The sequence below is a fragment of the Sphingobium xenophagum genome (assembly GCF_002288285.1).
Taxonomy (GTDB): domain Bacteria; phylum Pseudomonadota; class Alphaproteobacteria; order Sphingomonadales; family Sphingomonadaceae; genus Sphingobium; species Sphingobium xenophagum.
Window position 1 is genome coordinate 535,978 of sequence record NZ_CP022746.1, and the last position, 22,922, is coordinate 558,899.

23 protein-coding genes and 1 pseudogene are annotated in these 22,922 nt (G+C 63.6%); 15 read left to right on the forward strand and 9 right to left on the reverse strand.

Translation table 11 applies throughout. The annotated features are described in order from the left end of the window. The first annotated feature begins 3 nt into the window (after window positions 1-3). Window positions 4-1,350 (forward strand): chloride channel protein, encoded by a 1,347-nt coding sequence (locus CJD35_RS17280; RefSeq protein ID WP_017181614.1) that lies wholly within the window; start codon window positions 4-6, stop codon window positions 1,348-1,350. Window positions 1,351-1,405: 55 nt separating this feature from the next. Here CJD35_RS17280 and CJD35_RS17285 read toward each other — a convergent pair whose 3' ends face one another. From CJD35_RS17285 to CJD35_RS17320, 8 genes are read right to left on the reverse strand one after another with little or no spacing between them, the layout of a single operon-like run. Next, window positions 1,406-1,510: a DUF2474 family protein gene (locus tag CJD35_RS17285; protein ID WP_017181615.1), complete on the reverse strand. Its 105-nt coding sequence runs from the start codon at window positions 1,508-1,510 to the stop codon at window positions 1,406-1,408. Then, window positions 1,510-2,508 (reverse strand): cytochrome d ubiquinol oxidase subunit II, encoded by a 999-nt coding sequence (gene cydB, locus CJD35_RS17290; RefSeq protein ID WP_017181616.1) that lies wholly within the window; start codon window positions 2,506-2,508, stop codon window positions 1,510-1,512. Before cydB ends, CJD35_RS17285 begins: the two co-directional genes overlap by 1 nt. Continuing rightward, a complete protein-coding gene (locus CJD35_RS17295) occupies window positions 2,505-3,908 on the reverse strand; it encodes a cytochrome ubiquinol oxidase subunit I (RefSeq protein ID WP_086486456.1) in 1,404 nt (467 codons plus the stop codon). The genes cydB and CJD35_RS17295 overlap by 4 nt, the downstream gene beginning before the upstream one ends. Before the next feature lie 53 nt (window positions 3,909-3,961). Next, window positions 3,962-4,759: a sulfite exporter TauE/SafE family protein gene (locus CJD35_RS17300; RefSeq protein WP_017181618.1), complete on the reverse strand. Its 798-nt coding sequence runs from the start codon at window positions 4,757-4,759 to the stop codon at window positions 3,962-3,964. Next, complete coding sequence (locus tag CJD35_RS17305) at window positions 4,756-6,333, reverse strand: bifunctional protein tyrosine phosphatase family protein/NAD(P)/FAD-dependent oxidoreductase (protein WP_017181619.1); 1,578 nt, start codon at window positions 6,331-6,333, stop codon at window positions 4,756-4,758. The genes CJD35_RS17300 and CJD35_RS17305 overlap by 4 nt, the downstream gene beginning before the upstream one ends. Before the next feature lie 29 nt (window positions 6,334-6,362). Continuing rightward, a complete protein-coding gene (locus CJD35_RS17310; RefSeq protein WP_017181620.1) occupies window positions 6,363-6,776 on the reverse strand; it encodes a DUF6691 family protein in 414 nt (137 codons plus the stop codon). Further along, window positions 6,773-7,210 (reverse strand): YeeE/YedE family protein, encoded by a 438-nt coding sequence (locus CJD35_RS17315; protein WP_017181621.1) that lies wholly within the window; start codon window positions 7,208-7,210, stop codon window positions 6,773-6,775. Before CJD35_RS17315 ends, CJD35_RS17310 begins: the two co-directional genes overlap by 4 nt. Beyond that, a complete protein-coding gene (locus CJD35_RS17320; protein WP_017181622.1) occupies window positions 7,207-8,124 on the reverse strand; it encodes an MBL fold metallo-hydrolase in 918 nt (305 codons plus the stop codon). The genes CJD35_RS17315 and CJD35_RS17320 overlap by 4 nt, the downstream gene beginning before the upstream one ends. A gap of 101 nt (window positions 8,125-8,225) precedes the next feature. Here CJD35_RS17320 and CJD35_RS17325 point away from each other — a divergent pair, with 101 nt between their 5' ends. Further along, complete coding sequence (locus CJD35_RS17325; protein WP_037514041.1) at window positions 8,226-8,849, forward strand: peroxiredoxin; 624 nt, start codon at window positions 8,226-8,228, stop codon at window positions 8,847-8,849. Further along, entirely contained in the window at window positions 8,846-9,229 is a 384-nt protein-coding gene (locus CJD35_RS17330) for an ArsR/SmtB family transcription factor (RefSeq protein WP_017181624.1), read from the forward strand. Before CJD35_RS17325 ends, CJD35_RS17330 begins: the two co-directional genes overlap by 4 nt. A gap of 55 nt (window positions 9,230-9,284) precedes the next feature. On the opposite strand, the gene CJD35_RS17335 is transcribed toward CJD35_RS17330, so the two are convergent. Beyond that, on the reverse strand, window positions 9,285-10,121 hold the full coding sequence (locus CJD35_RS17335; protein ID WP_380789815.1) for a YncE family protein: 837 nt from the start codon (window positions 10,119-10,121) through the stop codon (window positions 9,285-9,287). A 110-nt stretch (window positions 10,122-10,231) separates the two neighbouring features. Here CJD35_RS17335 and CJD35_RS17340 point away from each other — a divergent pair, with 110 nt between their 5' ends. The 12 genes and pseudogenes from CJD35_RS17340 (at window position 10,232) to CJD35_RS17390 (ending at window position 22,919) form a co-directional block, all read left to right on the forward strand. Continuing rightward, window positions 10,232-11,488 carry a glycosyltransferase gene (locus CJD35_RS17340; protein ID WP_244917272.1) on the forward strand — a complete coding sequence of 419 codons (1,257 nt, stop codon included), beginning with the start codon at window positions 10,232-10,234 and terminating at the stop codon, window positions 11,486-11,488. Further along, entirely contained in the window at window positions 11,485-12,423 is a 939-nt protein-coding gene (locus CJD35_RS17345) for a hypothetical protein (protein WP_017181627.1), read from the forward strand. The genes CJD35_RS17340 and CJD35_RS17345 overlap by 4 nt, the downstream gene beginning before the upstream one ends. Then, window positions 12,420-12,965: a DUF2141 domain-containing protein gene (locus tag CJD35_RS17350; RefSeq protein ID WP_017181628.1), complete on the forward strand. Its 546-nt coding sequence runs from the start codon at window positions 12,420-12,422 to the stop codon at window positions 12,963-12,965. Before CJD35_RS17345 ends, CJD35_RS17350 begins: the two co-directional genes overlap by 4 nt. A gap of 3 nt (window positions 12,966-12,968) precedes the next feature. Further along, window positions 12,969-14,144: a glycosyltransferase gene (locus CJD35_RS17355; RefSeq protein ID WP_017181629.1), complete on the forward strand. Its 1,176-nt coding sequence runs from the start codon at window positions 12,969-12,971 to the stop codon at window positions 14,142-14,144. A gap of 120 nt (window positions 14,145-14,264) precedes the next feature. Continuing rightward, window positions 14,265-15,362, forward strand: coding sequence for an endonuclease/exonuclease/phosphatase family protein (locus CJD35_RS17360; protein WP_026002134.1), 1,098 nt, complete (start codon window positions 14,265-14,267; stop codon window positions 15,360-15,362). Continuing rightward, window positions 15,362-16,534: a TonB-dependent receptor domain-containing protein gene (locus tag CJD35_RS17365; protein ID WP_017181631.1), complete on the forward strand. Its 1,173-nt coding sequence runs from the start codon at window positions 15,362-15,364 to the stop codon at window positions 16,532-16,534. The genes CJD35_RS17360 and CJD35_RS17365 overlap by 1 nt, the downstream gene beginning before the upstream one ends. Window positions 16,535-16,549: 15 nt before the next feature. After that, the gene (locus CJD35_RS23155; RefSeq protein WP_244917273.1) at window positions 16,550-17,188 is read left to right on the forward strand and encodes a glycosyltransferase 87 family protein; all 639 of its coding nucleotides are present in this window, start codon (window positions 16,550-16,552) and stop codon (window positions 17,186-17,188) included. Next, window positions 17,164-18,039, forward strand: a complete 876-nt coding sequence (locus CJD35_RS23160) for a hypothetical protein (protein WP_244917274.1) — start codon at window positions 17,164-17,166, stop codon at window positions 18,037-18,039. Before CJD35_RS23155 ends, CJD35_RS23160 begins: the two co-directional genes overlap by 25 nt. 150 nt (window positions 18,040-18,189) lie before the next feature. Continuing rightward, complete coding sequence (locus tag CJD35_RS17375) at window positions 18,190-19,326, forward strand: bile acid:sodium symporter family protein (RefSeq protein ID WP_095687292.1); 1,137 nt, start codon at window positions 18,190-18,192, stop codon at window positions 19,324-19,326. Then, window positions 19,323-20,648: pseudogene (locus CJD35_RS17380) on the forward strand (AtzE family amidohydrolase); the annotation flags it as partial. The gene CJD35_RS17375 and the pseudogene CJD35_RS17380, both read left to right, overlap by 4 nt. A 7-nt stretch (window positions 20,649-20,655) precedes the next feature. Next, window positions 20,656-22,005 carry an NCS2 family permease gene (locus tag CJD35_RS17385; protein WP_017181635.1) on the forward strand — a complete coding sequence of 450 codons (1,350 nt, stop codon included), beginning with the start codon at window positions 20,656-20,658 and terminating at the stop codon, window positions 22,003-22,005. Continuing rightward, entirely contained in the window at window positions 22,002-22,919 is a 918-nt protein-coding gene (locus CJD35_RS17390; protein ID WP_017181636.1) for a 5'-methylthioadenosine/S-adenosylhomocysteine nucleosidase, read from the forward strand. Before CJD35_RS17385 ends, CJD35_RS17390 begins: the two co-directional genes overlap by 4 nt. The last annotated feature ends 3 nt before the right edge of the window (window positions 22,920-22,922 follow it).

The window sequence follows — 22,922 nt, forward strand, 5'->3', positions numbered from 1 at the left end:
ATCATGGTGAATCTTCCCGAACAGGCGCGCGATCTGCTGCGCGAACATGGCCCCACCGCGCCCGTATGGCGGCGACGTGTCGCTATTCTTGGCGGCGCAGTCACGATCGGCCTGGTCGCTCTGCTGTTCGCGCATCTCGCCGACTGGGCGGGCGAACGCTTTACCGTCCTTGCCATGCGCTGGTGGTGGGCGCCGCTGATCGTCACGCCGCTGGGCTATGCCGCCATTGCCGGCATCACCGCTCGCCTCGCGCCTGCGGCGCGCGGGTCGGGCATACCGCAAGTCATGGCGGCGACGCGCGATCCCGATCATGCCATGTCGGCGCTCGTGTCGGCGCGGATCGTCATCGTAAAGCTTGGCCTGACGATCGGCACGCTGCTTGTTGGTGCATCGACCGGGCGTGAGGGCCCAACCGTTCAGGTCGCGGCGTCGATCATGGGCTATGCGCACCGGATCATGGCCATCCCCCTGCGCGCGTCGGTGTTTATCGCAGGTGGCGCAGCTGGCGTCGCTGGCGCTTTCAATACCCCGCTTGCCGGCGTTGCCTTCGCTATCGAGGAACTGGCCGCCGCCTATGAACAGCGCATGACCTTGCTCGTCATGACCGCCGTGCTCATCGCGGGCATGACCAGCCTCGGCCTGTCGGGCGACTATGTCTATTTTGGTGTGATGCGGCAGACGCTGTCAGTGCGTGAGACGATGCTGGCAGCGCCCTGCGCTGGCGTGCTGGGCGGGCTGATGGGTGCGTTCTTTTCGCGCGCTGTACTGGTGACAGGGCGCACGCGCTGGTCTCCCGTCGCGTGGCTGCGGGCGCGACCGATGCTGTTCGCCGGGCTGCTTGGCGCCATCGTCGCGATCATCGGGGTCGCCACCGGGCTGACATGGGGCACCGGCTACAGCGCGGCGCGTGCGATCATCACCGGGGCCGATGCGCCCCACTGGTATGGCTTGGCCAAGCTGGCGACGACGCTTGCAACGGCGGTGTCGGGCATGCCCGGCGGTATCTTCGCGCCGTCTCTGTCGGTCGGCGCAGGTGTCGGCGACATGCTTCGCTGGCTGTTCCCGACCTATCCGGGTGGCGCGATCGTGCTGCTGGGAATGGTCGCTTACTTTACCGGCGTTGTTCGCGCACCGCTGACTGCGGTCATAATCATCTCGGAAACGACGGCCAGCCGCGGCTTGATGATGCCGCTGCTCGCCTCGGCGCTGATCGCCGATGTGGTTGCACAGACCGTCTCGAAGGAGCGGCTTTACCACGCGCTCTCGCTTTCATTCCTGCCACCGCCGGCCGAGACAGATGCGGAAGCGGAGTCCGCTCGTCACGATCCGGCAGAAACGCCTAGATCATGACAATGGGCAGACCTGAGCCAGGGTAGGGCAGGGCATCGGGCCGACGGCCGAGCCATTACACCAGCCAGTAACGCAGTCCCAGCGATACCAGCAGCAGCGCGGCAACGCTCGCCGTCCATATGCCGACGAACCAGCCGAGCCTCACCAGGTGCGCGCGCATCAATGATATCCTTCGCTGTCGACCTTGCCCCGGAACACCCAATAGGCCCAGGCGGTATAAGCCAGGATCACCGGCACCAGAACGGCCCCGCCCACCAGCATGAACAACTGGCTGCGATAGGGGGCCGCCGCTTCCCAGATCGTGACGCGGGCAGGGATGACATAGGGCCATATCGAAATCCCCAGTCCCAGCAGGCAAAGGCCAAACAGCGCGAGCGCCCAGAGAAAAGGCTGCGCGTCCTTGCGCTGCGACAGGCTGCGATAGAATAGCGCGGTGACGATGACGGTCGCCAGCGGCACCTGCGCTGTGGCAAGGATGCCGGGCCAGGAGAGCCAGCGGCTCTGATAGCTCGCCTCCAATGTCAATGTGGCCAGGCTGACCGCGCCGATCAGAATGAGCAGCGCGATGCCCAGCCGTCCGGCATAGGTCACCACCTGCCGCTGCAACCCGCCTTCCGTCTTCCAGTTGAGCCAGCAGGCACCCAGCAGGGCGTAGCCCACCATGAGGGCAACCCCGGTCAGCAGCGAGAAGGGCGACAGCCATTCCCACCAGCCACCGGCATAGGCGCGTCCCTCCACGCTGATCCCCTGCAACAATGCGCCCAGCGCCACACCTTGGGCAAAGGTCGCCACTGCCGAACCGCCGGTAAAGGCGCGGTCCCACATCGCCCTGTGGGCCGGATCGCGCCAGCGAAACTCGAACGCCACGCCGCGCAGGACAAGGCCCAGCAGCATTGCGATCAGCGGCGCATACAGGGCGGGCAGGATGATGGCATAGGCGAGGGGAAAGGCAGCGAGCAGGCCGCCGCCGCCCAGCACCAGCCAGGTTTCGTTACCGTCCCATACCGGCGCGATGCTGTTCATCGCCGTGTCGCGATCTTTTCCCACCTTGAACAGCGGGAAGAGGATGCCGATGCCAAGGTCGAATCCATCCATCACGACATAGGCGATGATCGCAAAGCCGATGATGGCGGCCCAGATGACAGTCAGGTCGATCATCCTTCGCCTCCTTCGATGGCGGGTGCAGGTGTGATGCCGGCGGTGCGGATCGGCGCGCCGTCCAGCGTACTTTCATGCGCTTGCGGTGGCTTCCTCATAAGGTGCAGAAGATACCAGATGCCCATGCCGAATACGCTGAAATAGACAAGGACGAACGCCAGCAGCGATGCTGCGACCGCGGGCGCATCCAGCGGCGAAGCGCTGGCGGTAGTGCGTAGCAGGCCATAGACGGTGAAGGGCTGCCGCCCGACTTCGGTTACGATCCAGCCGGCCAGCACTGCGATGAAACCCGATGGTCCCAGCAGTAACGCCGCGCGATGCAGCCACGTCCATTCATGCAATTTGCCGCGCCAGCGGGCGATCAGGCTCCACAGACCAAGGCCCAGCATTGCAAGCCCTAAGCCGACCATGACGCGAAACGCCCAGAACACGATACCCACCGGGGGCTGATCGGCATCGGGTACGCTGTCCAGCCCCTTCATAGGGGCATTCAGATCATGTTTGAGGATTAGCGACGACGCCTTGGGGATGGAGATGGCGTAATCGACGCGCTTCCTGGCGCTGTCGGGAATGCCGAACAGGATCAGCGGCGCACCGTCAGGATGGCTCTCATAATGGCCTTCCATCGCCATCACCTTGACCGGCTGATGCTCCAGCGTGTTGAGGCCATGCATGTCGCCTGCAAATATCTGGATTGGTGCGACGATCGCCGCCATCCACATCGCCATGGAAAACATGGTGCGCGCGCCGGGATTGGTCCGGTCCTTGAGGAGGTGCCAGGCGCCGACGCCACCGACCGCAAAGGCCGTCGTCAGATAGGCGGCCAACACGGTATGGACCAGCCGGTAGGGAAAGCTGGGATTGAATATGATCGCTGTCCAGCTTGGGCCTGGCAGGAACTGTCCGTTCGCGCCGATCTCATAGCCTGTCGGCGTCTGCATCCAGCTGTTGACCGACAATATCCAGAAGGCCGAAATGAAGGTGCCGATCGCGACTGCGCACGTAGCCGTGAAATGCAGCTTGCGCCCCACCTTGTTGATGCCGAACAGCATGACGCCCAGAAAGCCGGCCTCCAGGAAGAAGGCAGTCAACACCTCATAGGCCATCAACGGGCCAATGATCGGGCCGGCCTTATCGGAAAAGACCGACCAGTTGGTGCCGAACTGATATGACATGACCAGGCCCGATACCACGCCCATGGCGAATACGACCGCGAAAATCTTGAGCCAATAGCGGAACAGATTGGCGTAAACGCCCTTGCCGGTCGCCAGCCATAGTCCCTCCAACACCATCAGATAACTGGCAAGGCCTATGGAAAAGGCAGGAAACAGGAAGTGAAAACTCACCGTGAAGGCGAATTGCGCGCGGGCAAGAAGCAGTGCGTCAAGCGAGTCGAACATGGGCATGTCCTTTCACCCGCCATGTAGCAGGCGGGGAGGGGGAAGGGGATTGGTCAGATTGTCATGCCGGGCAAAAAGGCAGCCGCGCTGCGCCAGAGCATGTAGAGGGCGACGATGAAGATCAGCCCGGCAAACACCATGGTCAGCCGGCCCGTCTTGCCGCCCAGCGTTTCGGCCAACCGCGTGCCACCAATGCTGCCGACAACACCACCGACCACGAATATCCCAGCGAGCGGCCAGTTGACCAGACCCGAAAAGGCGTAGTTCGCGGCCGTTGTGAGGCCAAAAGCCGTCACCGCGACAAGCGACGTGCCGACCGCCATCAACATGGGCATGCCCGTCGATGCCACCAGTCCGGGCACGATCAGGAAACCGCCGCCAATCCCGAAAAAGCCGGAAAATAATCCCGACCCCAATCCATAGGTAACGACCTTGGGCGCCTTTTCCCGATTGCATTCGGCCCCAGGATTGCCCGGATTGCCGCGCCCTTTCAGCATCAGCACACCGACGAGCAGCATGACCAATGCAAAGAGGAACAGCAGCTTGTCGCCATCGACCATCTTGCCAAAGGTCGATCCGGCGAGCGCGCCTACGATCCCGGCCGCCGCATAGATGCCGCCGCACCGCCATTTGACATGATGCGCGCGGGCATGGCTGGCGAGGCCAGCCGCCGCATTGGCCGCGACAGCCAGAGCGCTGGTGCCGATGGCGACATGGGCGTTGGGCACGCCGACCAGATAGACCATCAACGGCACGGCGAGGATCGATCCGCCCCCGCCGACAAGGCCCAGCACGAAGCCGACCAGACCGCCCGACAGGCCGCCCAGCAGATATTGCATGTTCGTCATCATGACTGCGCGCCGATCAGGCAGGGCTTTACCATCCACTCGCGCCCCTTGAGCATCCCGTGCCAGTAGACGGGCGGCAGGATCGTGTCCTTCAGCAGCCAGGACAGGCGCGAAGGCCGGGTGCCATCGATCAACCAGTTGGGGAAGCTTGGCATCAACTTGCCGCCATAGCCAAATTCAGCCAGCACGATCTTGCCTGCCTCGACCGTCAGCGGGCAACTGCCATAGCCGTCATAGATCGCGACAGGCGGCTGGCCATCCAGTGCCGCCAGCGCGTTGACCGCGACCACCGGCGCCTGCTTGCGCGCGGCCGCCATGGTTTTGGCATTGGAAGCCGAACAAGCGTCGCCCAGAGCGTAAATGTCCGGATAGCGCGGGTGGCGGAGCGTGGCTTCATCCACCTCGACAAAGCCAGAGGCCGCCGCCAGCGGGCTATGGCGGATGAAATCGGGGGCCATTTGTGGCGGCACGACGTGGATCATGTCGAACCGCTCGGCCACGCGCCGAACGCTGTCGCCGTCCGCCTGCTCGAAGATCGCGGTTTTGGACGGCCCATCTATTTCGACCAGCTTCGACCCGAAGTTCAGGTTGATGCCGTAGCGCCTGACATAGTCCATCAACGCCGGGACATAGGCGGGAACGCCGAACAGGACGGCGCCCGCCGTATGGAACTGCACGTCGCAATTGCCCAGCATGCCGGCCTTCTCCCAGCGATGGCAGGACAGATACATCGCCTTCTGCGGCGCGCCTGCGCATTTGATCGGCATGGGCGGCTGGGTGAACAGGGCGCGGCCACCCTTGAACTGTTTGACGATACGGTTGGTATAAGGGGCCAGATCGTAGCGATAGTTGGAGGTCACGCCGTCATTGCCCAAGGCTTCCGACAGACCGGGGATGGCGTTCCAGTCCAATTTAACGCCCGGACAAACGATCAGCACGCCATAGGTGACCCGTCGGTCGTCATGCAGTACTACCTGCTTCTCATCGGGCAGGAAAGCGCTAGCCGATGCCTTGATCCACGTCACGCCGCGCGGAATGAGTCGCGCTTCCTCACGCCGTGTAAAGCCGCTGTCGAACACGCCCGCACCCACCATGGTCCAGCCGGGCTGATAATAATGGGCCTCACTGGGTTCGATGATCGCAAGGCGGATACCCCGCCGTCGTTTTAGAATGCTGGCGGCGGTCGCGATCCCGGCGCTGCCACCGCCCACGATTACAACGTCATAATGGGCAGCGTCCTGACGGACCAATGCCCCCGCCATCTCCGCCAGCTTTTCCGCGCGTGCGCCCGACCGGCAATAGGCAAGCACGGGTCCCGGCAGGCTGTCGAGCGCGGCTCGCATGGCGATGGCATCGGCATCGGTCAGCGCCCCGGCCACCGCAGGAACATAGGCAAAGTCCAGTCCCGCGGCCCGGGCAGCGGCGCCCATCTCCTCTGCCGTCGGCTGATCCGCGCCTTCGCCATCGGGGCGGTTGCACAGGATCGCACGGAAACCCATCGCCGCTGCCTGCGCGATATCCGCCGGGGTTAGTTGCGCGGTGACACTCAGTGTCGGGGTCAATTGCTTGATGGCCATGATGAACCTCCTCTATCCGGCGCGGCCGGTTATGATTTTATCGTGAAGTGATGGATCGCCATGCCGCCCAGCATGGCCAGCACGAAGGGTGCGGCCGCCGCCGGGGAAAGCGCGAGGCTGGCAATGGCGGGACCGGGGCAAAGCCCGCCAATGCCCCAGCCGATACCGAACACTATTGCGCCAAGCGCCAGCTTGCCGTCGATCGCGCGCGTGTCGGGCAGAGCGAAAGCACGGTCGGCAAAGGGGCGGCTGACCCGTCTTTGGACCATCCATGCAAGCGCCATCGGGATCATCGCGCCGCCCATGACGAAGGCGAGCGTGGGATCCCATGCGCCGAACAGGTCAAGGAAGGCGCGAACCCGCATGGGGTCTGCCATGCCCGAAATGGCAAGCCCGCCGCCAAAGAGTGCGCCCGACAATAAGGCAATGATGATCCGCATCATATCATGCCCGTCAGGCGCATGAGCGCCACGGTTGCAAAGCCGCTGCCCATGAACAAGGCAGTCGCCACGATTGATCGGCGGGACAGGCGAGACAGGCCGCATACCCCATGGCCGCTGGTGCAGCCCGATCCCAGCCGGGTGCCAAATCCCACGATCAGACCCGCGACGATCAACAAGCCAGGCGCTGGAAAGGTGGCAGGGATGCCATCTGACAGCAGCGCAACCAGGACCGCGCCAACAGGCAATCCAACGGTGAATGCTATCGCCACGCCGCGCGGCGGGCCGCTGGCAGACAGGCCGATGGCCCGCGCCGCAAGCCCGCTGACCCCGGCGATCCGCCCCAGCCCCAGCAACATGATCGCGGCAGCCAGCCCGATCATGAGGCCGCCGATCAGGCCCGCAATTGGCTGCGCATCTGGAAACCCCGCTATCATAGCTGGTTAACCGGGATTTTGAGATAGGTGACGCCATTGTCGTCGGGCGGCGGCAGATGGCCTGCGCGCATATTCACCTGCACCGATGGCAGGATGAGGCGGGGCATGTCGAGGGTGGCGTCGCGCGCTTCGCGCATGGCGACGAAATCATCCTCGCTCACGCCGTCATGCGCGTGGATGTTGGCGCGGCGCTGTTCGGCGACCGTGGTTTCCCAGGCATAATGATCGCGCCCTTCGGGCAGATAATCGTGGCACAGGAACAGCCGGGTTTCCGGTGGCAATTCCAGCAGGCGACGGAGCGACCGGAACAAGGTGCGTGCATCGCCGCCGGGGAAGTCGGCGCGGGCCGTGCCATAATCAGGCATGAACATGGTGTCGCCCACAAACGCTGCGTCGCCGATGACATAGGCGACGCAGGCCGGGGTATGGCCGGGGACATGCAGCACCGTGACCGCGATATTGCCGATCATGAACTGGTCACCATCGGCCCAAAGATGGTCGAAGTCCGACCCGTCACGCTGAAACGCCGTACCTGCGTTGAACAGCGCGCCAAAGGTGTGCTGCACTTCGCAGATATGCGCGCCGATCGCGATCTTGCCGCCCAGTTTCTGCTGAAGATAGGGCGCCGCCGACAGATGGTCGGCATGCGCGTGGGTTTCCAGATGCCAGTCGACGCTCAACCCCTGCGCTTCTACATAGGCGATGACCGGTTCGACCGCTTCATGGCCCGTACGTCCAGCGGCGGGATCATAGGTCAGCACGCTGTCGATCACGGCCGCGCGACGGGTTTCGGCGTCATGCACCACATAGGTGAACGTGAAGGTCGGCGCGTCGAAGAAGGCCTTGACCACCGGCACTCCGCTTCTGGCGACACTGACCTGTACAAAGGCTTTTTCAAGTGCGGGATCGGTCATGCGACTCTCCTTCAATTTCACATTTACACATACCATGTATTTATATAATATGAAATCGTCAAGGGGTTGCAACACGCCTCTGGCAGTTGCAGGAAAGCGCCATGAATGATGTCACGACTTCCCGCCCGATCCCGCTTCGTATCGGTTCCCCCGCACCCGATTTTCGGGCGCGCTCGACAATGGGCGATTTTCAGTTGTCGGCGCTGCGGGGACAGTGGGTGATTTTCTTTTCCCATCCGGCTGATTTCACGCCGGTGTGCAGCACCGAATTTGCGGCTCTTGCACGGCGGCAGGCGGACTTTGCGGCGCGCGACTGCCGGTTGGTGGGCGTGTCCGTCGACAGCCTGTATTCCCACATCGCCTGGGTCCGGGCGCTGCGCGATCTGTTCGATGTAGAGATCGAGTTCCCGATCATCGAAGACCCCAGCATGGCCGTTGGCCGCGCCTATGGGATGATCGACGAGCATGCGGCGGACAGCATGACCATGCGGACGACCTTCTTCATCGACCCGCAGGGCGTGATCCGCGCGACCACGGCCTACCCCCACAATGTCGGTCGATCCGTGGATGAAATGCTGCGCCTGCTATGCGCGTTGCAACGGGTCGACAGCGGAACCAGCCTGACGCCGGAAGGCTGGATACCCGATCAGCCGGTCTTGCTGCCGCCTGCGCAAGGCACCGACGCCGCGCCCGATTGGTTCTGCCGGATGGCGCCCCAGTCATGACCGCGCTCTACCAGGATCGCGATGCAGCCGCGGCTGCTGCGGACAAGATCAAGACATTCGCCCAGGCCCAGCGCCTGATGATCCTGTCCTGCCTGCTGCGCGGCGAGTATAATGTCGGGGAAATCGCCGACATCACCTCCATCGGCCAGCCAGCGCTCAGCCAGCAGTTGGCCGAACTGCGCCGCGCTGACCTCGTTCAGACGCGCAAGGAAGCCAAGCAGGTCTGGTACAGGCTGGCGGACGAGAATGTGGCGCTCTGCGTACGCAATATCGAGGCGATGTTTGGCTTCGGTGGTAGCCCGGTTTTACCCGTTGCAAGACCCACGACAATATCGGCGCCAGCAGCCGAAGGCGTGGCCGGTTTCGCCCGTATTCTTTGAAAACAAGGCTTCGGCCGGTCGAAGATGAAAGCGCATGATGCTGTAGGCAAGGCGTCTAGTCGGGCTTGCCGCCATTCCAACGGATGTCGCTGGCCGCGATAATGGACTGGCCGCGCATAATCGACCAGAGGCGATGGGCTGTCTTGGGGTCCCAATCGATCGCCTGCCCCTCCGTCGCGATGGGGATGGTCGCCAGCAACTCCAGCGTCGATCCAGCGCTTGGCAGGCGCATGACATAGAGTTCGGGCCGGTCATGCCCCGTGACATATAGACGCCCGTCCGGTCCCCAGCTCATGCCCGAGCAGCTGAACGGCGCAAAACGCGCCAGCACCTCTGCCGGGAACAGCCATCCCCGCAACTGCCGGAACTGATCGTCAAGCTGTACGAGGGTCGTGTAGCGATGGTCGCGGTCGGCTTCCCTGCCCTTGCCGTCATAATTGGCGAACATCGCCCACCAGGCCCCGTCATGCCTATCAAGCGCGGTCAATGATCCTGGTCCCATGCCCAGGCTGATGCTGCGTATATGGCGCAGGCTCCTGGTATCGAAGATTTCGACAGCGCTCGTTTGTGGCACCGCCGGATAGTTGGACGCGGCGCATATCAGTTCACGGCCTACCACCGTGCAGCTGTTCATATGCGCAAATAATGTCCGGTCGCCCTTCCACTGCGCGATGCGCACGCCGTCGCTGATCCGATATTTGCCGATCCGATCATTATCGATCGCATAGATATGAACGCCATCGGAAGCGACGCCCTGCCGCGCTTCCTCTGCCTCTATGCGCAGGGTCACCGGCGCAATGTCGGCAGGGACGGCTGGCTGCGCCGCGCCCTGAACGGCAAGCAGCACGGGCAAAAGGAGAGAGACGAGCATCTCCACCCTATATGCCGACATTTGTGACGGCTTCATGATCGGCGCAACGATGACAAGCGGTTCGTCCAGCCTTCATCATTCCGTCACGAATAATGCATCAGCCTGTTATGAATATCCGACATGGGCGGGTCATGCACTGCTCTCTTCCGCCGTTACCGCCAAGCGACAATGCTATCGTCGGCAGCAACCGTGAAGCGGCTTTGTCACCGCGCGTTCTGGTCTTTCTGCATGGACCCGGCCCCGGTGGGGTCGAACGCATTGCGTTGCGGCTGATCAACGGTTGGCGGCGGGACGGCATGGACGTGCGCTTGCTCCTCGGCAACCCTGAAGGGTCGATGCAGCATGAAATGCCGCCCGGCGACGCCACCCAATATCTTCCGGCCTGGCCGTTGATCGGCCGACGCCTGGCCAGCCTGCGCCTTTTGGTTGCTATGGCGCGCGCCATTGATGCGTACCGGCCCGACATTCTGTTTTGTGCCGGCAATGTCTATGCGATCGTGGCCGTGCTGCTGAAATTGCGGCTGGGGCGGCGCTGCCCGCTCATTCTGGCCAAGATCAGCAACGACCTGATGCGATCCGACATGCCATGGATCATGCGGCCATTTTATCGGCTTTGGCTGCGCATACAGGGCAGGGCGATCGACCATTTTGCCGCCCTGTCCGATCCGATGGCACAGGAAGTCGCAGCACGGATGGGCGTTGATCATGCGCGCGTGCATGTCGTGCCCAATCCGGTGCTGGCGCTGGCCGATCTCGATGACGTCGCGCCATTGCCGTCATCGTCGCTGCCGCGCCGGGGCAGGCATTTCGTGGCGGTGGGTCGGTTGGAACGGCAGAAAAATTATCCGCTGATGCTGCGCGCTTTCGCGGCGGGACGCGGGCCGGACGACAGGCTGACCATTTTTGGACAAGGGCGCGCGCGTGACGGGCTCGAACGTCTGGCCGCCCGTCTCGGCATTGCAGGGAAGCTTTGTTTTGCCGGATTCAGCGCGGATGTCCGACGCCAGTTGCCGGACCATGACGTGTTGCTGCTGTCATCCCGCTATGAAGGGCAGCCGGGCGTGGTGGTCGAAGCGCTGGCATGCGGCCTTCCGATCATCGCCACCCGATGCTGCGCCAGCATGTCGCCCCTGCTTGACGATGGCGCGCTCGGCACGCTGGTCGATGGCGATGATGAAGCGGCGTTCGCTGATGCCATCCGTGCCGCGCACAGCGATATGCAGGATCGTCCGCGCGCCCGCGCAAAGGCGGCGGCGTTCACCATCGAACGCGCCGTTCCAGCCTATCGCGCGCTTTTCCGTCACATGCTGACCCAGTCCCCGCGCCAGCGCCACGCCGCGCTTGCCACGCTCCATTCGCAATCCCCTCTGGAGGCGCAGCTGTCATGAGCCAAGCCGATACCCTTGCCCCGCTGATCAACCCGCAGGGTGCGCGCGCCATATTGGACCCGACACCGCTGGTGCGGTCTGGCCGCAACTGGACGGCATGGTTCGGTCCGCTCATCTCCTTTGCGATATTGGCGGTCGTATTCGTCCAGATCGGCTCCTTCGATTTTCACAAGCTTGTCGCGATGCTGCCGAGAACGCCGCTCTTCTGGTTGCTGTTTGCCGTGACATACAGCCTGACGCCGGTGTGCGACTGGGTCATTTTCAACCGATTATGGTCGATACCAGCCGGTGGCCTGTCAGCCTTGTTTCGCAAGCGGATCAGCAATGAATTGCTGCTTGGCTATCTTGGCGATGTCTATTTCTACGCATGGGCGCGGCGGCATGTGACGATGGCCGGATCGCCCTTCGGCGCAGTCAAGGATTCAGCGATATTGTCGGGCGTGATGGGCAATATCGTCACGCTGGCGATGCTGCTCTTCACGCTGCCGCTGCTGTCATCGCTGCGGTTGGCGATGGACGGGCGGGCGCTGGGCATTTCGCTCACCATCCTTGTGGCGACTTCCTTTGGCCCCATCCTGTTCAGCCGCAAGGTTTTCAGCCTGCCCTGGCCCGAACGGCGGATGGTGGCGGGGGTGCATCTGGCGCGGATTGTCGCGAATGTGCTGCTTTATGCGACATTGTGGCACCTGCTGCTGCCCGATGTCGCGCTGAGCTGGTGGTTCATGCTCTCGACGCTGCGGCTGGTCCTCTCCCGCCTGCCGATGGTGCCTAACAAGGACGTGCTGTTCGCAGGCGTCGCCGTTTTCCTCGTCGGGCGTGAACTGGAAATTGCGCAGGTTCTGGCCGTGATCGCCAGCCTGCTGCTGGCCGCGCATCTGCTGGTCGGATTGATCCTGGGCGTGAGCGGGCTTGTGAAACAGCGGAGGCAGGCATGACAATTCCGGCCCTTTGGACGATCGGCATCATCGCCGCTGCGGCGGTGCCGACCATCCCGTCGACCCCGGATCTGGGGAAAGCGGAAGCGCGCTGTCGCCCCGGCGAGAACGGCCCTTCCCTACTGCTGGACATAGTGGGGCTGAAGGATCGGGAAGGCCGCCTGAAGGCGGAAGTCTATCCGGCCAATGATCAGGATTTTCTTCAGGACGACAATATCCTGATTTCCCAGGGCAAGACATTCCGCCGGGTGGAAGCGCCGGTCGAGCAAGTTGCGACGCAAAATGGCCATGTGGCGCAAATTTGCATCCGTGTGCCGGGGCCTGGCCGTTATGCGGTCAGCGTGCTGCATGATCGCGACGGCAATCGGAAATTCGGGCTATCGGTCGACGGCGTCGGCTTTGGCGGCAACCCGAAGCTGGGCATGGGCAAGCCCAAGGCCGCAGCCGCCACGATGATCGTCGGCAGCGGGCCGACGCGCGGGCGGATCATCATGAATTATCGCCGGGGATTATTGTCCTTCGGCCCGATCAAGGCGCTTTAGGTCATGCGGATCGTCGACATTTGCGCCTTTTACGCGCCGCAGGGCGGGGGCGTTAAAACCTATGTCCGGCACAAAATGCTGGCCGGGCCTGCACGCGGGCATGAAATCATCATTCTTGCGCCAGCGGCGCAGGCGCATGTGGAATATTTTGGCGATCATGGGCGCATCGAATATGTGCCCGGCCGCCGCTTCCCGCTCGACGGACGCTATCATTATTTTCATGATGAAGCGGCCCTGCACGCCCGGCTGGATGCCCTGCGCCCCGATCTGGTGGAGGCATCGACGCCATGGGGGAGCGCATCAATGGTCGCCAACTGGCGCGGCGATGTTCCGCGCAGCCTGATCATGCATGCCGATCCACTGGGCAACTACGCCTATCGCTGGTTTCGCAGCCTTGCCAGCCGCGAACAGATTGATCGCGGATTTGACTGGTTCTGGCGGCATTTGCGGCGTCTGGACGCGCGCTTCGATCATATCGTGTGCGCGAGCGACGAACTGGCGACACGGCTTGTAAATGGCGGCCTGCGGCATGTCGTCACCAATCGAATGGGGGTGCAGCCCGGCATATTCTCGCCCCGTCACCGCGACCCCGATCTGCGGCGAAGGCTGCTGCAATGGTGCGACCTGGATGAGGATGCGCTGCTGTTGTTCGGTGCCGGGCGTCACGCCCCGGAAAAACGATGGCCGATGATCATCGAAGCGGTAACGGCGTGTGGCTTCGATCGCCCGGTCGGCCTCGTCATTGCTGGCGATGGTCGCGCGCGCGCCAGCGTGCAGCGCGCCGCAGCGGACAATCCGCATGTCCGGCTGATGGCGCCGATCACGGACCGCCATGGCTTTGCCAGCCTGCTCGCCAGCGCCGACGCGCTGGTCCATGGCAGCGAATCCGAAACCTTCTGCATGATCGCGGCAGAGGCGCGGGCCAGCGGCATTCCGATGTTCTTGCCCGATGGCGGGGCAGCGGCGGATCATCTGGTGCCGGGCGCTGGCCATCATTACCGCGCGGCCGACGCATCCAGCCTGGCAGCGGCCATTCGCCTTTTCCTGGCGCAGGGTCCGTCCGGTCATCTGGCCAATGCTAGCGCCGCCGCCATTGATACGCGCACCATGGACGCGCATTTCGCCGACCTATTCACCCTCTATGAAGCGACCAGACGCAGCCTGCCGATCGCTGCATGACAATTACTGGTCGGTTCAGTGACGCCGCCGCCATCCAACTTTCATCATATTGCAGTGCGGAAGAAACGCGCACGACTCATTGGCGAGCTAGGAGGACGCCAGCCAGTGGGGGGCATCATCATGCATAAGACTTTGCGAGCCATGCTGTTTGCAGGGCTGGTCAGCTTCGTTGCAACCGGATCGACCAGCAGCAACCTGCCAGACCGCCTGAACATGGTGCAGGCATTGCCGGATGGCGGCAATACGACTTTGTCCATGATGACATATAATATCAAGGGTTTGCCCTGGCCGCTCGCGGTCGACAGGGATACCGCGCTGGTGCGGATCGGCACGCGTTTGCGCGCCCTTCGGCAACGGGGGCATCAGCCGCATATCCTGTTGCTACAGGAAGCGTTCACGCCGCAAGCGGCCGAGATTGCGCGCTCGTCCGGCTATCGGCACATGACATTCGGGCCGGATCGGCAGATGCGTTCGCCGATTGCGCCAAGCGCTGCGGATCAGGCGTTTCTTGCTGAGGCCCGCTGGGATCGCGGCGAGGCGTTGGGGAAGCAGACCGACAGCGGCCTCATCATCCTGTCCGATTATCCCATCCTGCGCGTCCGACGCCTGGCCTTTCCGGATTTCGCCTGCGCCGGGTTCGATTGCCTGGCCAACAAGGGCGTCGTGATTGCCGATATGCAGGTGCCCGGCGAAGCGGAACCTGTCGCCATTGTCAATATCCATCTCAATGCGCGCAAGGCGTCGGGCGTTTCCGTGAGCCGATCGCTGGCGGCCTATGCGCGGCAGGTCGATCTGAGCGCCCGTTTCATCGCCAGCGCGGTCCCGCACACGCGCACATTGATGATCGGTGGCGACATGAATATTGGCGGCAATAGCGACCGCAGCCGCATCTTCTTCGACGGCTTTGCTCGCCATGGCCTGTCGTTCGTCGCAGCGAGGCAGGGCGGCGCGCAGTTGGCGCTCGATCAGGCGACGATCCCGGCCCCGCAGGCACGGGCGGACCTTAAACATGCGATGCAGCGCCGCAAGGACTGGATCTTCGCGCGCGCGGGGCGCGGCTCATCGCTCGTCGTCAGGGGCGCGCATGTGCCTTTCGGATCGGAGCCTGATGGGCAGCCACTCTCCGACCATTTCGGCTATGTCATATCCTATGACCGTCAGCGCCCGCAGTTGGCGATGGCCGATGCCCCAGCCGCCAGCGCAAGGGATCATCGCTGATGCGCGGACGGCATCTACTGGCTTTGGCGATGGTGGCGTTGCAGGGTACCACTGCAGCGGCACAGGACAAGATCATCGATCAGAGCATCAGCTATGCGCTGAAGCCAGCGATATGGCGATCGCCCCTTGTGGAAGCGCGTAGCACCACGCCGGATTATGGCCTGATAGGCGCGATCCGCCCGCTTTCGGGTGACGAGCCGGATCATGTCATGGCCCTGCGCCTCCAGCGCCAGAGCCGCCGGTTCGTCGCTGCGCAGGCAGACACCGCATGGCCATTAAATGCACGGGGTTACGATCACCGCCCACGCAGCCGTACCCGAATGCTCCTGGTCGATGATCATTTTGCCCTTTCCGATCAGATAGCGATGACGCTCGGCTTTGCCGGGGTGAAGGTCAGCAACCGCAATGCCAATGTGACGATCGGCAGCGGCGACGATCGGCTGCGCGCACATGACTGGTTCATGCCCCATGCCAGCGTTCACTTCCGTCCCATCCCGGCACTCACTTTGTCGATGGACTATAACGAAGCCATGCGCGCCTATGGGGATACCGGATTTACCGGCCCGCTTGGCCTTTCGCGGCCTGATTTCGAAGCGTTGCGCCGATCCTTGCGGCCTGAAAAGAGCCGTGTCGCGTCGGTAGGCGGCCAATGGTCGGGCGGCGACATGACGGTCACGACCAGCCTTTATCGCGCCGACGTCCGCAATGGCCTGTCCTTTGCGCACCGGGCCTATCTGCCGGTCAATATCGGGTCCGCCAGCCTGTTGGGCGTGAAGATGATGGCCCGGCACCAGTTGACGCCGCAGATCGACTGGTCCGTTCGCTACCAGCAGGCGGCGGTTGAAACCATGACCGGGCGATCGGTGCAGGAACGGGAAATGACCCTGGCCGCCGCCTGGACTGTCGGGCCGTGGCGCGTCGCGGCGCAGGGATCGCATACCGGTCGTGCGGCGCTTGCGCTGCCGGGTGCCCAGCAATCGCCGCTGCGTGCGGAAGGCAGCATCGAATATGCGCCGGTGCAAACGGGTCGCCGGCGTTTGCGCCTTGCCGCGCGCTTCATCAATCCCAGCCGCCTTGTCAGCAACGGCGCCTTTGGCCCTGCGCCAGCGGGGAGCGTCCATGCGGTCGATCAGGCGCGGGCCGTGATGTTCAGCGCTGACATGGGCTGGTAAGCGTCCTCCCCTGTCATGACCAAGGCCGTGCGCGCCCACACGCTCTCCATTTTCCTGCTGGTGCTCGCCGTGCTGTTGGGCATCGCAGCGTTCCGGCCGATCGACCATGATGAAGGGCAATATGTCGCCGCGGTCGCATTGATGCGATCGGGTCTGCCCTATCGCGATTTCGCCTATCTCCAGACGCCGCTGCAACCGCTGATCTTCGCGCCGCTGGCATGGCTGTGCGAGGGCTGGCTGTTTCTTGCCCTGCGCGCGGTCAATGCCTTGTGCGCGGCAGGGGCGGCGGCCCTGCTATTTCGGGCCCTGTGCAGGGAGGGTGGATCGTCGCGCAACGCCGGGATCGCGACCATCGCGCTCGTCACCTGCCATGCTTTCCTGTTTGCTGCCACGGTCGCGCGCAACGATGCCTTGCCCTTGCTGCTGCACATGGCGGGCCTCGCGCTGCTGCTGGGCGCGCTCGGTCAGGCTCGCCGCCCATTGTCTTACATGCTCGCCGGGCTGTTGCTGGGCGCAGCGGCGTCAGCCAAGATCAGCTATGGCCTGCCCGCCGCCGCCATCGGCTTGTTCACGCTGCTGAACATGCGCCGGGTTGGGCCGATGAACGTTCTGGCTCTGGCGGCAGGGGGATGGCCGGTGGATTGCCTATCCTGATCCTGTGGGGGATCGCGCCAGACGCCGCCTGGTTCGGCATTATCGACTATAGCCTGAAGGCGCCATTGGAATGGCAAATGCTGAACCAGCGGGCCTATATGGTGGAAACGCCGCTCAGCGCGGTGCGGCTGCTACGCTTTCTGGCGCAGGGCCCAGCCCTGTTTGCGCTTATCATGATAGGGATGGCGCGCCTTCGACATGGGAAATCTTCCATGGCAGAGGGGCTGCTGAACTTCGTGATCCTGGCGGGGTTGGTCGCTGCATGGCTGCCCCGACCCATTTATGCCCAATATCTGGTGCCGTTGCTGCCAGCGCTGTTTCTCCGCTTCGGCTTGATGCTGGATGACCTGCGCTGGTCGCGCCCCGCGATCACCGCCATTTTGATATTGTGCATGGGGGCAGGGGTCGCCGAAACGGCAATCCGCATTGCCCCGAACGTCGCAAGCGCCGACAGTCCCATCCTGTCGGCAACGATGGACGCTCATGCGATCGGGCGGATCGTGCGCGCCGCCGGTGTGACTGGTCCGATCGTCAGCCTGACGCCGGAACGGGTCGCTGACAGCGGGATTAGGCTCGATCCGCGTTTTGCCGCAGGCCCGTTCCTGTTTCGCACGCGCAACCTGCTCACCCCGGCGCAGCGGGCCGCATTTCATGTCCTGAATGGCGACAGCGTCGCGGAAGGCCTGACCCGCTATCCGCCCGCAGCGATCGTGACGGGTCAGGAAAGCGCGCCTTCGCCTGCCAGTCCCCAGGGTCTCGAATCGCCCCTGATCGCCTGGGCCAAGGCGCAAGGCTATAGCGCCACGACGCTGCCATCGGGTGCGGTCACGCTGTATCTCCAACGGGAATGATGGTCAGGCGATCATAGCTCTCATTCGCCATCCATATGGCGGCGACGGGCCGCGCGGGCATGTTTCGCCCTGGGGTAAGCGCATTTTTGCAACGATCCGTGCAAGTCATTCTATTGGATCGGTAGGGCAGGATGGGCCTAAAGGGGGGCCATGGCCCGCCTGTCAAAGCCTTCCTTCCTGCCAGACCCGTTTCTGCTCTGCCTGATCGCGACGGTGGCAGGGGCGTCTTTCGCACCGGTGCGCGGCGCGGCCATATCCTGGGTGAGGGCAGCGACGGACTTTGCGATCGCGTTGCTATTTTTCCTGCACGGGGCAAAATTGTCGCGCGCCGCGGTGCTTGCGGGGGCGGGCAACTGGCGGTTGCACCTTTATGTGCTGGCCTCGACCTATATGCTTTTTCCGGCGATTGGCCTCAGCCTCGTCGCCCTTTTGCGCGGCTATGGCGATGGCTTGCTGTTGACCGGCCTCCTCTATCTCAGCCTGCTGCCATCGACGGTCCAGTCCTCTATCGCCTTTACCGCCATAGCGGGTGGCAATGTCGCTGCGGCGGTATGCAGTGCATCCCTGTCCAACATTGTCGGCATCATCCTGACGCCGCTTCTGGTCGGCCTGTTCATGGCGGTGGATGGCGGAGGCAGCGGCTTTTCCTGGCATTCGGTGCAGGCCATCGCGCTGCAATTGCTGGTGCCTTTTCTGGCGGGCCATCTGCTGCGGCCCTGGATCGGCGCATTCATCGATCGCCACAAAAAGCTGTTGATGCCGGTCGATCGCGGGTCGATCCTGCTGGTCGTCTATACAGCGTTCAGTGCCGCCGTGGTCGGTGGTATCTGGTCGCAGGTGGGCATTGCGGACCTGTTGCTGCTATTGCTGCTCAGTCTGTTGATGCTGATCATCGTAATGGGCGCGATTCTGGGTCTTGCGCGCCTGGTCGGCCTGCCGCGCGCGGACATGATCGTCTTGCTGTTCTGCGGGTCCAAGAAAAGCCTGGTGTCGGGCGTGCCGATGGCGGGCGCGCTTTTCCCCGCCGCGCAGGTTGGCGTCATCATCCTGCCGCTGATGATCTTTCACCAGATCCAGCTGTTCCTCTGCGCCGCGCTGGCGGGTCGCTTTGCGCGAGGCGGGGCAACACTTCAACGCCCGGCGCTGCCGCGCACCGGGGCAGAGATTGAGGATGCTGCGCAGAGGCGGGGCCTGACCATCGCCGAACCCTGCATGGCGGGCGTCAGCGCCAATCTGGCGCTGCTGGATCGTCATGCCGACACCTTGTTTGCGGCTGGAAAAGCGTGAAGCAGGCCGTCGAGATCGCCGCCGCTGTCCGGTCGGGAAAGACCAGCGCCATGGCCGTGCTGGAGCAATGCCTGGCCGGATTGGCGGCCGAAGGCGGGCGACTGGTCGCGGTGACGCGCATTCTGGCCGATCGCGCCCGGTCGGAGGCAGCCGCCGTCGATGCCGCCATCGCGGCAGGGCACGAAGCCGGACCATTGGCGGGCGTGCCCTATGGCGTGAAGGATCTGTTCGATGTGCGCGGCCTGCCCACCACGGCCGGGTCCAGCCTTTATGCCGATGCGCCGCCAGCGCAATCCGATGCGGAGGCCATATGCCGCCTGCGCGCTGCCGGGGCGGTGCTGGTCGCGACGCTCAACATGGACGAATTCGCCTATGGCTTCGCCACCATCAACGCGCGGCACGGCACGACCCGCAACCCCCATGCTCCTGACCGGCTGGCTGGCGGATCATCGGGGGGATCGGCGGCGGTAGTGGCAGCGGGGCTTCTGCCCTTCTCGCTTGGCTCCGACACCAATGGATCGATCCGCGTTCCCGCCAGCCTGACCGGCATTTACGGCATCAAGCCCAGCCACGGCGCGCTGCCGATGGGCGGGGTATTTCCCTTCGCCGACAGTTTCGACGATATTGGTCCCTTCGCCGTCTCCGTGGCGGACATGCGGTCTATCTGGGACGTGCTGGCCGAAAGGCAGGCAGCGCAGGATGATCCGATCCGCATCGCGCGATTGGGCGGGCGGTTTCGTGACAATGTCGATCCCGATCAGATCGCCGCGATGGATGCCATTGCGCCCGACGCGCCCCTGATCGAACTACCCGACATTGCCCGCGCGCGCTCTGCCGCTTTCCTGATCACCGCAGCGGAAGGCGGCAGATTGCACCGAGAGGCGCTCACCCGCGACGCAATGGCGTTCGATCCTGCCACGCGGGACCGGCTGATCGCAGGGGCCCTGTTGCCCGACGCCCTCTATGACGCGGCGCAGGCGTTTCGCGCGGAATATAGGCAACGCATCGCAGACATCATGGCGGACTATGATGTGCTGCTGGCCCCCGCAACGCCCTGTCCCGCGCCGCTGATCGCCGATCCGCAGATATTGATCGACGGCGCGCTGTCGCCAGCCCGCGCAGACCTGGGCATTCACAGCCAGCCGATCAGCTTCACCGGCCTGCCATCGCTCAGCGTGCCGCTGCGCCGTCCGGGTCGCTTGCCGCTGGGGCTGCAATTGATCGGCAGGGAAGGGGGCGAAGCGACATTATTCCGTTTCGCCGCCCTATTGGAAGACAAGGGGCTGACCGGCATAACATGGCCAGCGGGCGCATATCAGGGGACGCATAATGACGGACGTGGCGGTACAGCCGGGGGCGGGGGGGCTCGAACGCTATTTCGGCCTGTGGGAACGGGGAACGTCGGCCCAGACGGAGGTGCTGGCCGGTTTCACCACCTTTCTGACCATGGCCTATATCGTGCTGGTCAATCCCGCTATCCTGGGACAGGCGGGGATGCCGATTGCAGCGGTGGCGGCGGCGACCTGTTTTGCGGCGGCCTTTGGATCGATCCTGATGGGGCTGGTCGCCAACACGCCGCTGGCACTGGCGCCGGGCATGGGCCTCAACGCCTATTTCAGCTTCACCGTGGTCCAGCAGATGGGCGTCCCCTGGCCGGTTGCGCTGGGTTGTGTGTTCATTTCAGGGATCGCCTTCCTGATCCTGACGCTGACCGGCGTGCGGCAGATGATCGTCGCGGCCATACCGATGCATCTGTTCGCCGCAGTTGCGGGCGGGATCGGCCTGTTCATCGGGTTTATTGGCCTCAAAAATGCCGGGATCATCGTCGCCAATCCTGCGACTTTCGTGGCATTGGGTGATTTGAAGGCACCAGGCGCCGCTCTGGCCCTGTTCGGCCTGCTGGTCATCGGCGTGCTCAGCGTCTGGAACGTGCGCGGCGCGATGCTGATCGGCATCGTCGCGACCACTTTGGTAGGATGGCTATGTGGCCAGGTCGTCATCAATCCGGAACCCTACAGCCTTGACGCCTTGACCGGCACCGCCTTCCAGCTTGACCTGTCGGGCGTGTTCGGCCTGACCGGCAGCCATGGGCTAGGTCTCCTTGAAATCCTCTTCGTCTTTCTCTTCGTCGACCTGTTCGACAATATCGGCACGCTGGTCGCAGTGACCAAGCGGGCGGGACTGATCGACAAGGCGGGTCGCATTCCCGGCCTCAATCGCATCCTCATCACCGACGCGGCAGCCACGATCGTCGGATCGGTCGCAGGGACCAGCACCGTCACCTCCTATGTCGAAAGTGCGGCGGGCGTGCAGGCGGGCGGGCGTACCGGGCTGACCGCTGTGGTCACCGGCCTGCTATTCCTGGCGACCATGTTCGTTGCCCCCTATGCCCAGATCGTCCCGCTGGCCGCGACCGCGCCCGCTCTCATCGTCGTTGGCGGGTTGATGCTGTTGCCGCTGACTGAAATCGAGTGGGAAGACCCGCTTTCGGCCATTCCCGCCTTTCTGACCGTGGCGATGATCCCGCTCACTTTTTCGATCGCCAACGGCCTTGCCTTTGGCATCACGGCCCATGCGATATTGAAGCTGTTGCGCGGCACGGCGACACGCGCTGACTGGTTCCTATTCCTGCTCGCTGGCCTGTTCGTTGTCCGCTTCATCTGGATGAGCGCAGCATGATCCGCGCGCTCTTCCTCGCCCTATGCGCGCTATTGCTGCCCCTGTCCGTGCAGGCAAAGCCGCTCGACCGGACCCCGCGTACAGTGGTCATGACCGCCTTTGCGCCAGAATGGGATGCGCTCGCTCATACCGTCGCCAAGCCCCGAACCTATAAGGTCAACGGCCTCACTTTCCTGACCGGCACCATGGCGGGCAAGCCGGTGCTGCTGATGCAGAGCGGCGTCAGCATGGTCAACGCCGCAATGAATACCCAATTGGTACTGGATCGTTTCACGGTGAAGCGGATCGTCTTTTCCGGCATTGCAGGCGGGGTCGATCCGGCCCTGTCGATCGGCGATGTCATCGTCGCGGAAGATTGGGCGCAATATCTGGAAGTGTCCTTCGCGCGCCAGACGCCGCAGGGCTGGGTTGTCCCCGAACCTGTCGATGCCGACGCGCCGCCGCCCTTTGGCATGATGTTCCCGCGCGGGGTGCGGCTGGGCAATGCGACCGACGCGCCGCGCCGCCATTATCGGCAGGCCGTCGATCCGGCATTGCTGGCGATCGCCCGCAAAATCGCGCCGGGCCTTACCCTGCGCCGTTGCGTGGAAGGGCAGGCGACCAGCGCAACCTGCCTCGCGCATGAACCCAAAATCGTGGTTGGCGGCACGGGCGTCAGCGCCGGGGTCTATGCCGACAATGCCGAATTTCGCGACTATCTGGCCAAGGCGTGGAAAGCGCGCGTTCTGGACATGGAAAGCGCGGCGGTGGTGCAGGTCGCCTATGCCAATCAGGTGCCGGTCATCGTGTTCCGCAGCCTGTCCGATCTGGCCGGGGGAGATGCTGGCGCGAACCAGATGACGACGTTCATGGCGCTGGCATCGGTCAACAGCGCCGATGTCGTGCGCGCCTTCGTTGCTGCGCTGCCGGACTAGGAC

Bases quoted from the DNA above. Each gene is read 5' to 3' on its own strand.
- CJD35_RS17280 (WP_017181614.1), top strand. From the start codon at position 4: ATGGTGAATCTTCCCGAACAGGCGCGCGATCTGCTGCGCGAACATGGC.
- CJD35_RS17285 (WP_017181615.1), bottom strand. From the start codon at position 1,510: ATGCGCGCGCACCTGGTGAGGCTCGGCTGGTTCGTCGGCATATGGACG.
- cydB (WP_017181616.1), bottom strand. From the start codon at position 2,508: ATGATCGACCTGACTGTCATCTGGGCCGCCATCATCGGCTTTGCGATC.
- CJD35_RS17295 (WP_086486456.1), bottom strand. From the start codon at position 3,908: ATGTTCGACTCGCTTGACGCACTGCTTCTTGCCCGCGCGCAATTCGCC.
- CJD35_RS17300 (WP_017181618.1), bottom strand. From the start codon at position 4,759: ATGATGACGAACATGCAATATCTGCTGGGCGGCCTGTCGGGCGGTCTG.
- CJD35_RS17305 (WP_017181619.1), bottom strand. From the start codon at position 6,333: ATGGCCATCAAGCAATTGACCCCGACACTGAGTGTCACCGCGCAACTA.
- CJD35_RS17310 (WP_017181620.1), bottom strand. From the start codon at position 6,776: ATGATGCGGATCATCATTGCCTTATTGTCGGGCGCACTCTTTGGCGGC.
- CJD35_RS17315 (WP_017181621.1), bottom strand. From the start codon at position 7,210: ATGATAGCGGGGTTTCCAGATGCGCAGCCAATTGCGGGCCTGATCGGC.
- CJD35_RS17320 (WP_017181622.1), bottom strand. From the start codon at position 8,124: ATGACCGATCCCGCACTTGAAAAAGCCTTTGTACAGGTCAGTGTCGCC.
- CJD35_RS17325 (WP_037514041.1), top strand. From the start codon at position 8,226: ATGAATGATGTCACGACTTCCCGCCCGATCCCGCTTCGTATCGGTTCC.
- CJD35_RS17330 (WP_017181624.1), top strand. From the start codon at position 8,846: ATGACCGCGCTCTACCAGGATCGCGATGCAGCCGCGGCTGCTGCGGAC.
- CJD35_RS17335 (WP_380789815.1), bottom strand. From the start codon at position 10,121: ATGTCGGCATATAGGGTGGAGATGCTCGTCTCTCTCCTTTTGCCCGTG.
- CJD35_RS17340 (WP_244917272.1), top strand. From the start codon at position 10,232: ATGCACTGCTCTCTTCCGCCGTTACCGCCAAGCGACAATGCTATCGTC.
- CJD35_RS17345 (WP_017181627.1), top strand. From the start codon at position 11,485: ATGAGCCAAGCCGATACCCTTGCCCCGCTGATCAACCCGCAGGGTGCG.
- CJD35_RS17350 (WP_017181628.1), top strand. From the start codon at position 12,420: ATGACAATTCCGGCCCTTTGGACGATCGGCATCATCGCCGCTGCGGCG.
- CJD35_RS17355 (WP_017181629.1), top strand. From the start codon at position 12,969: ATGCGGATCGTCGACATTTGCGCCTTTTACGCGCCGCAGGGCGGGGGC.
- CJD35_RS17360 (WP_026002134.1), top strand. From the start codon at position 14,265: ATGCATAAGACTTTGCGAGCCATGCTGTTTGCAGGGCTGGTCAGCTTC.
- CJD35_RS17365 (WP_017181631.1), top strand. From the start codon at position 15,362: ATGCGCGGACGGCATCTACTGGCTTTGGCGATGGTGGCGTTGCAGGGT.
- CJD35_RS23155 (WP_244917273.1), top strand. From the start codon at position 16,550: ATGACCAAGGCCGTGCGCGCCCACACGCTCTCCATTTTCCTGCTGGTG.
- CJD35_RS23160 (WP_244917274.1), top strand. From the start codon at position 17,164: ATGGCCGGTGGATTGCCTATCCTGATCCTGTGGGGGATCGCGCCAGAC.
- CJD35_RS17375 (WP_095687292.1), top strand. From the start codon at position 18,190: ATGGCCCGCCTGTCAAAGCCTTCCTTCCTGCCAGACCCGTTTCTGCTC.
- CJD35_RS17385 (WP_017181635.1), top strand. From the start codon at position 20,656: ATGACGGACGTGGCGGTACAGCCGGGGGCGGGGGGGCTCGAACGCTAT.
- CJD35_RS17390 (WP_017181636.1), top strand. From the start codon at position 22,002: ATGATCCGCGCGCTCTTCCTCGCCCTATGCGCGCTATTGCTGCCCCTG.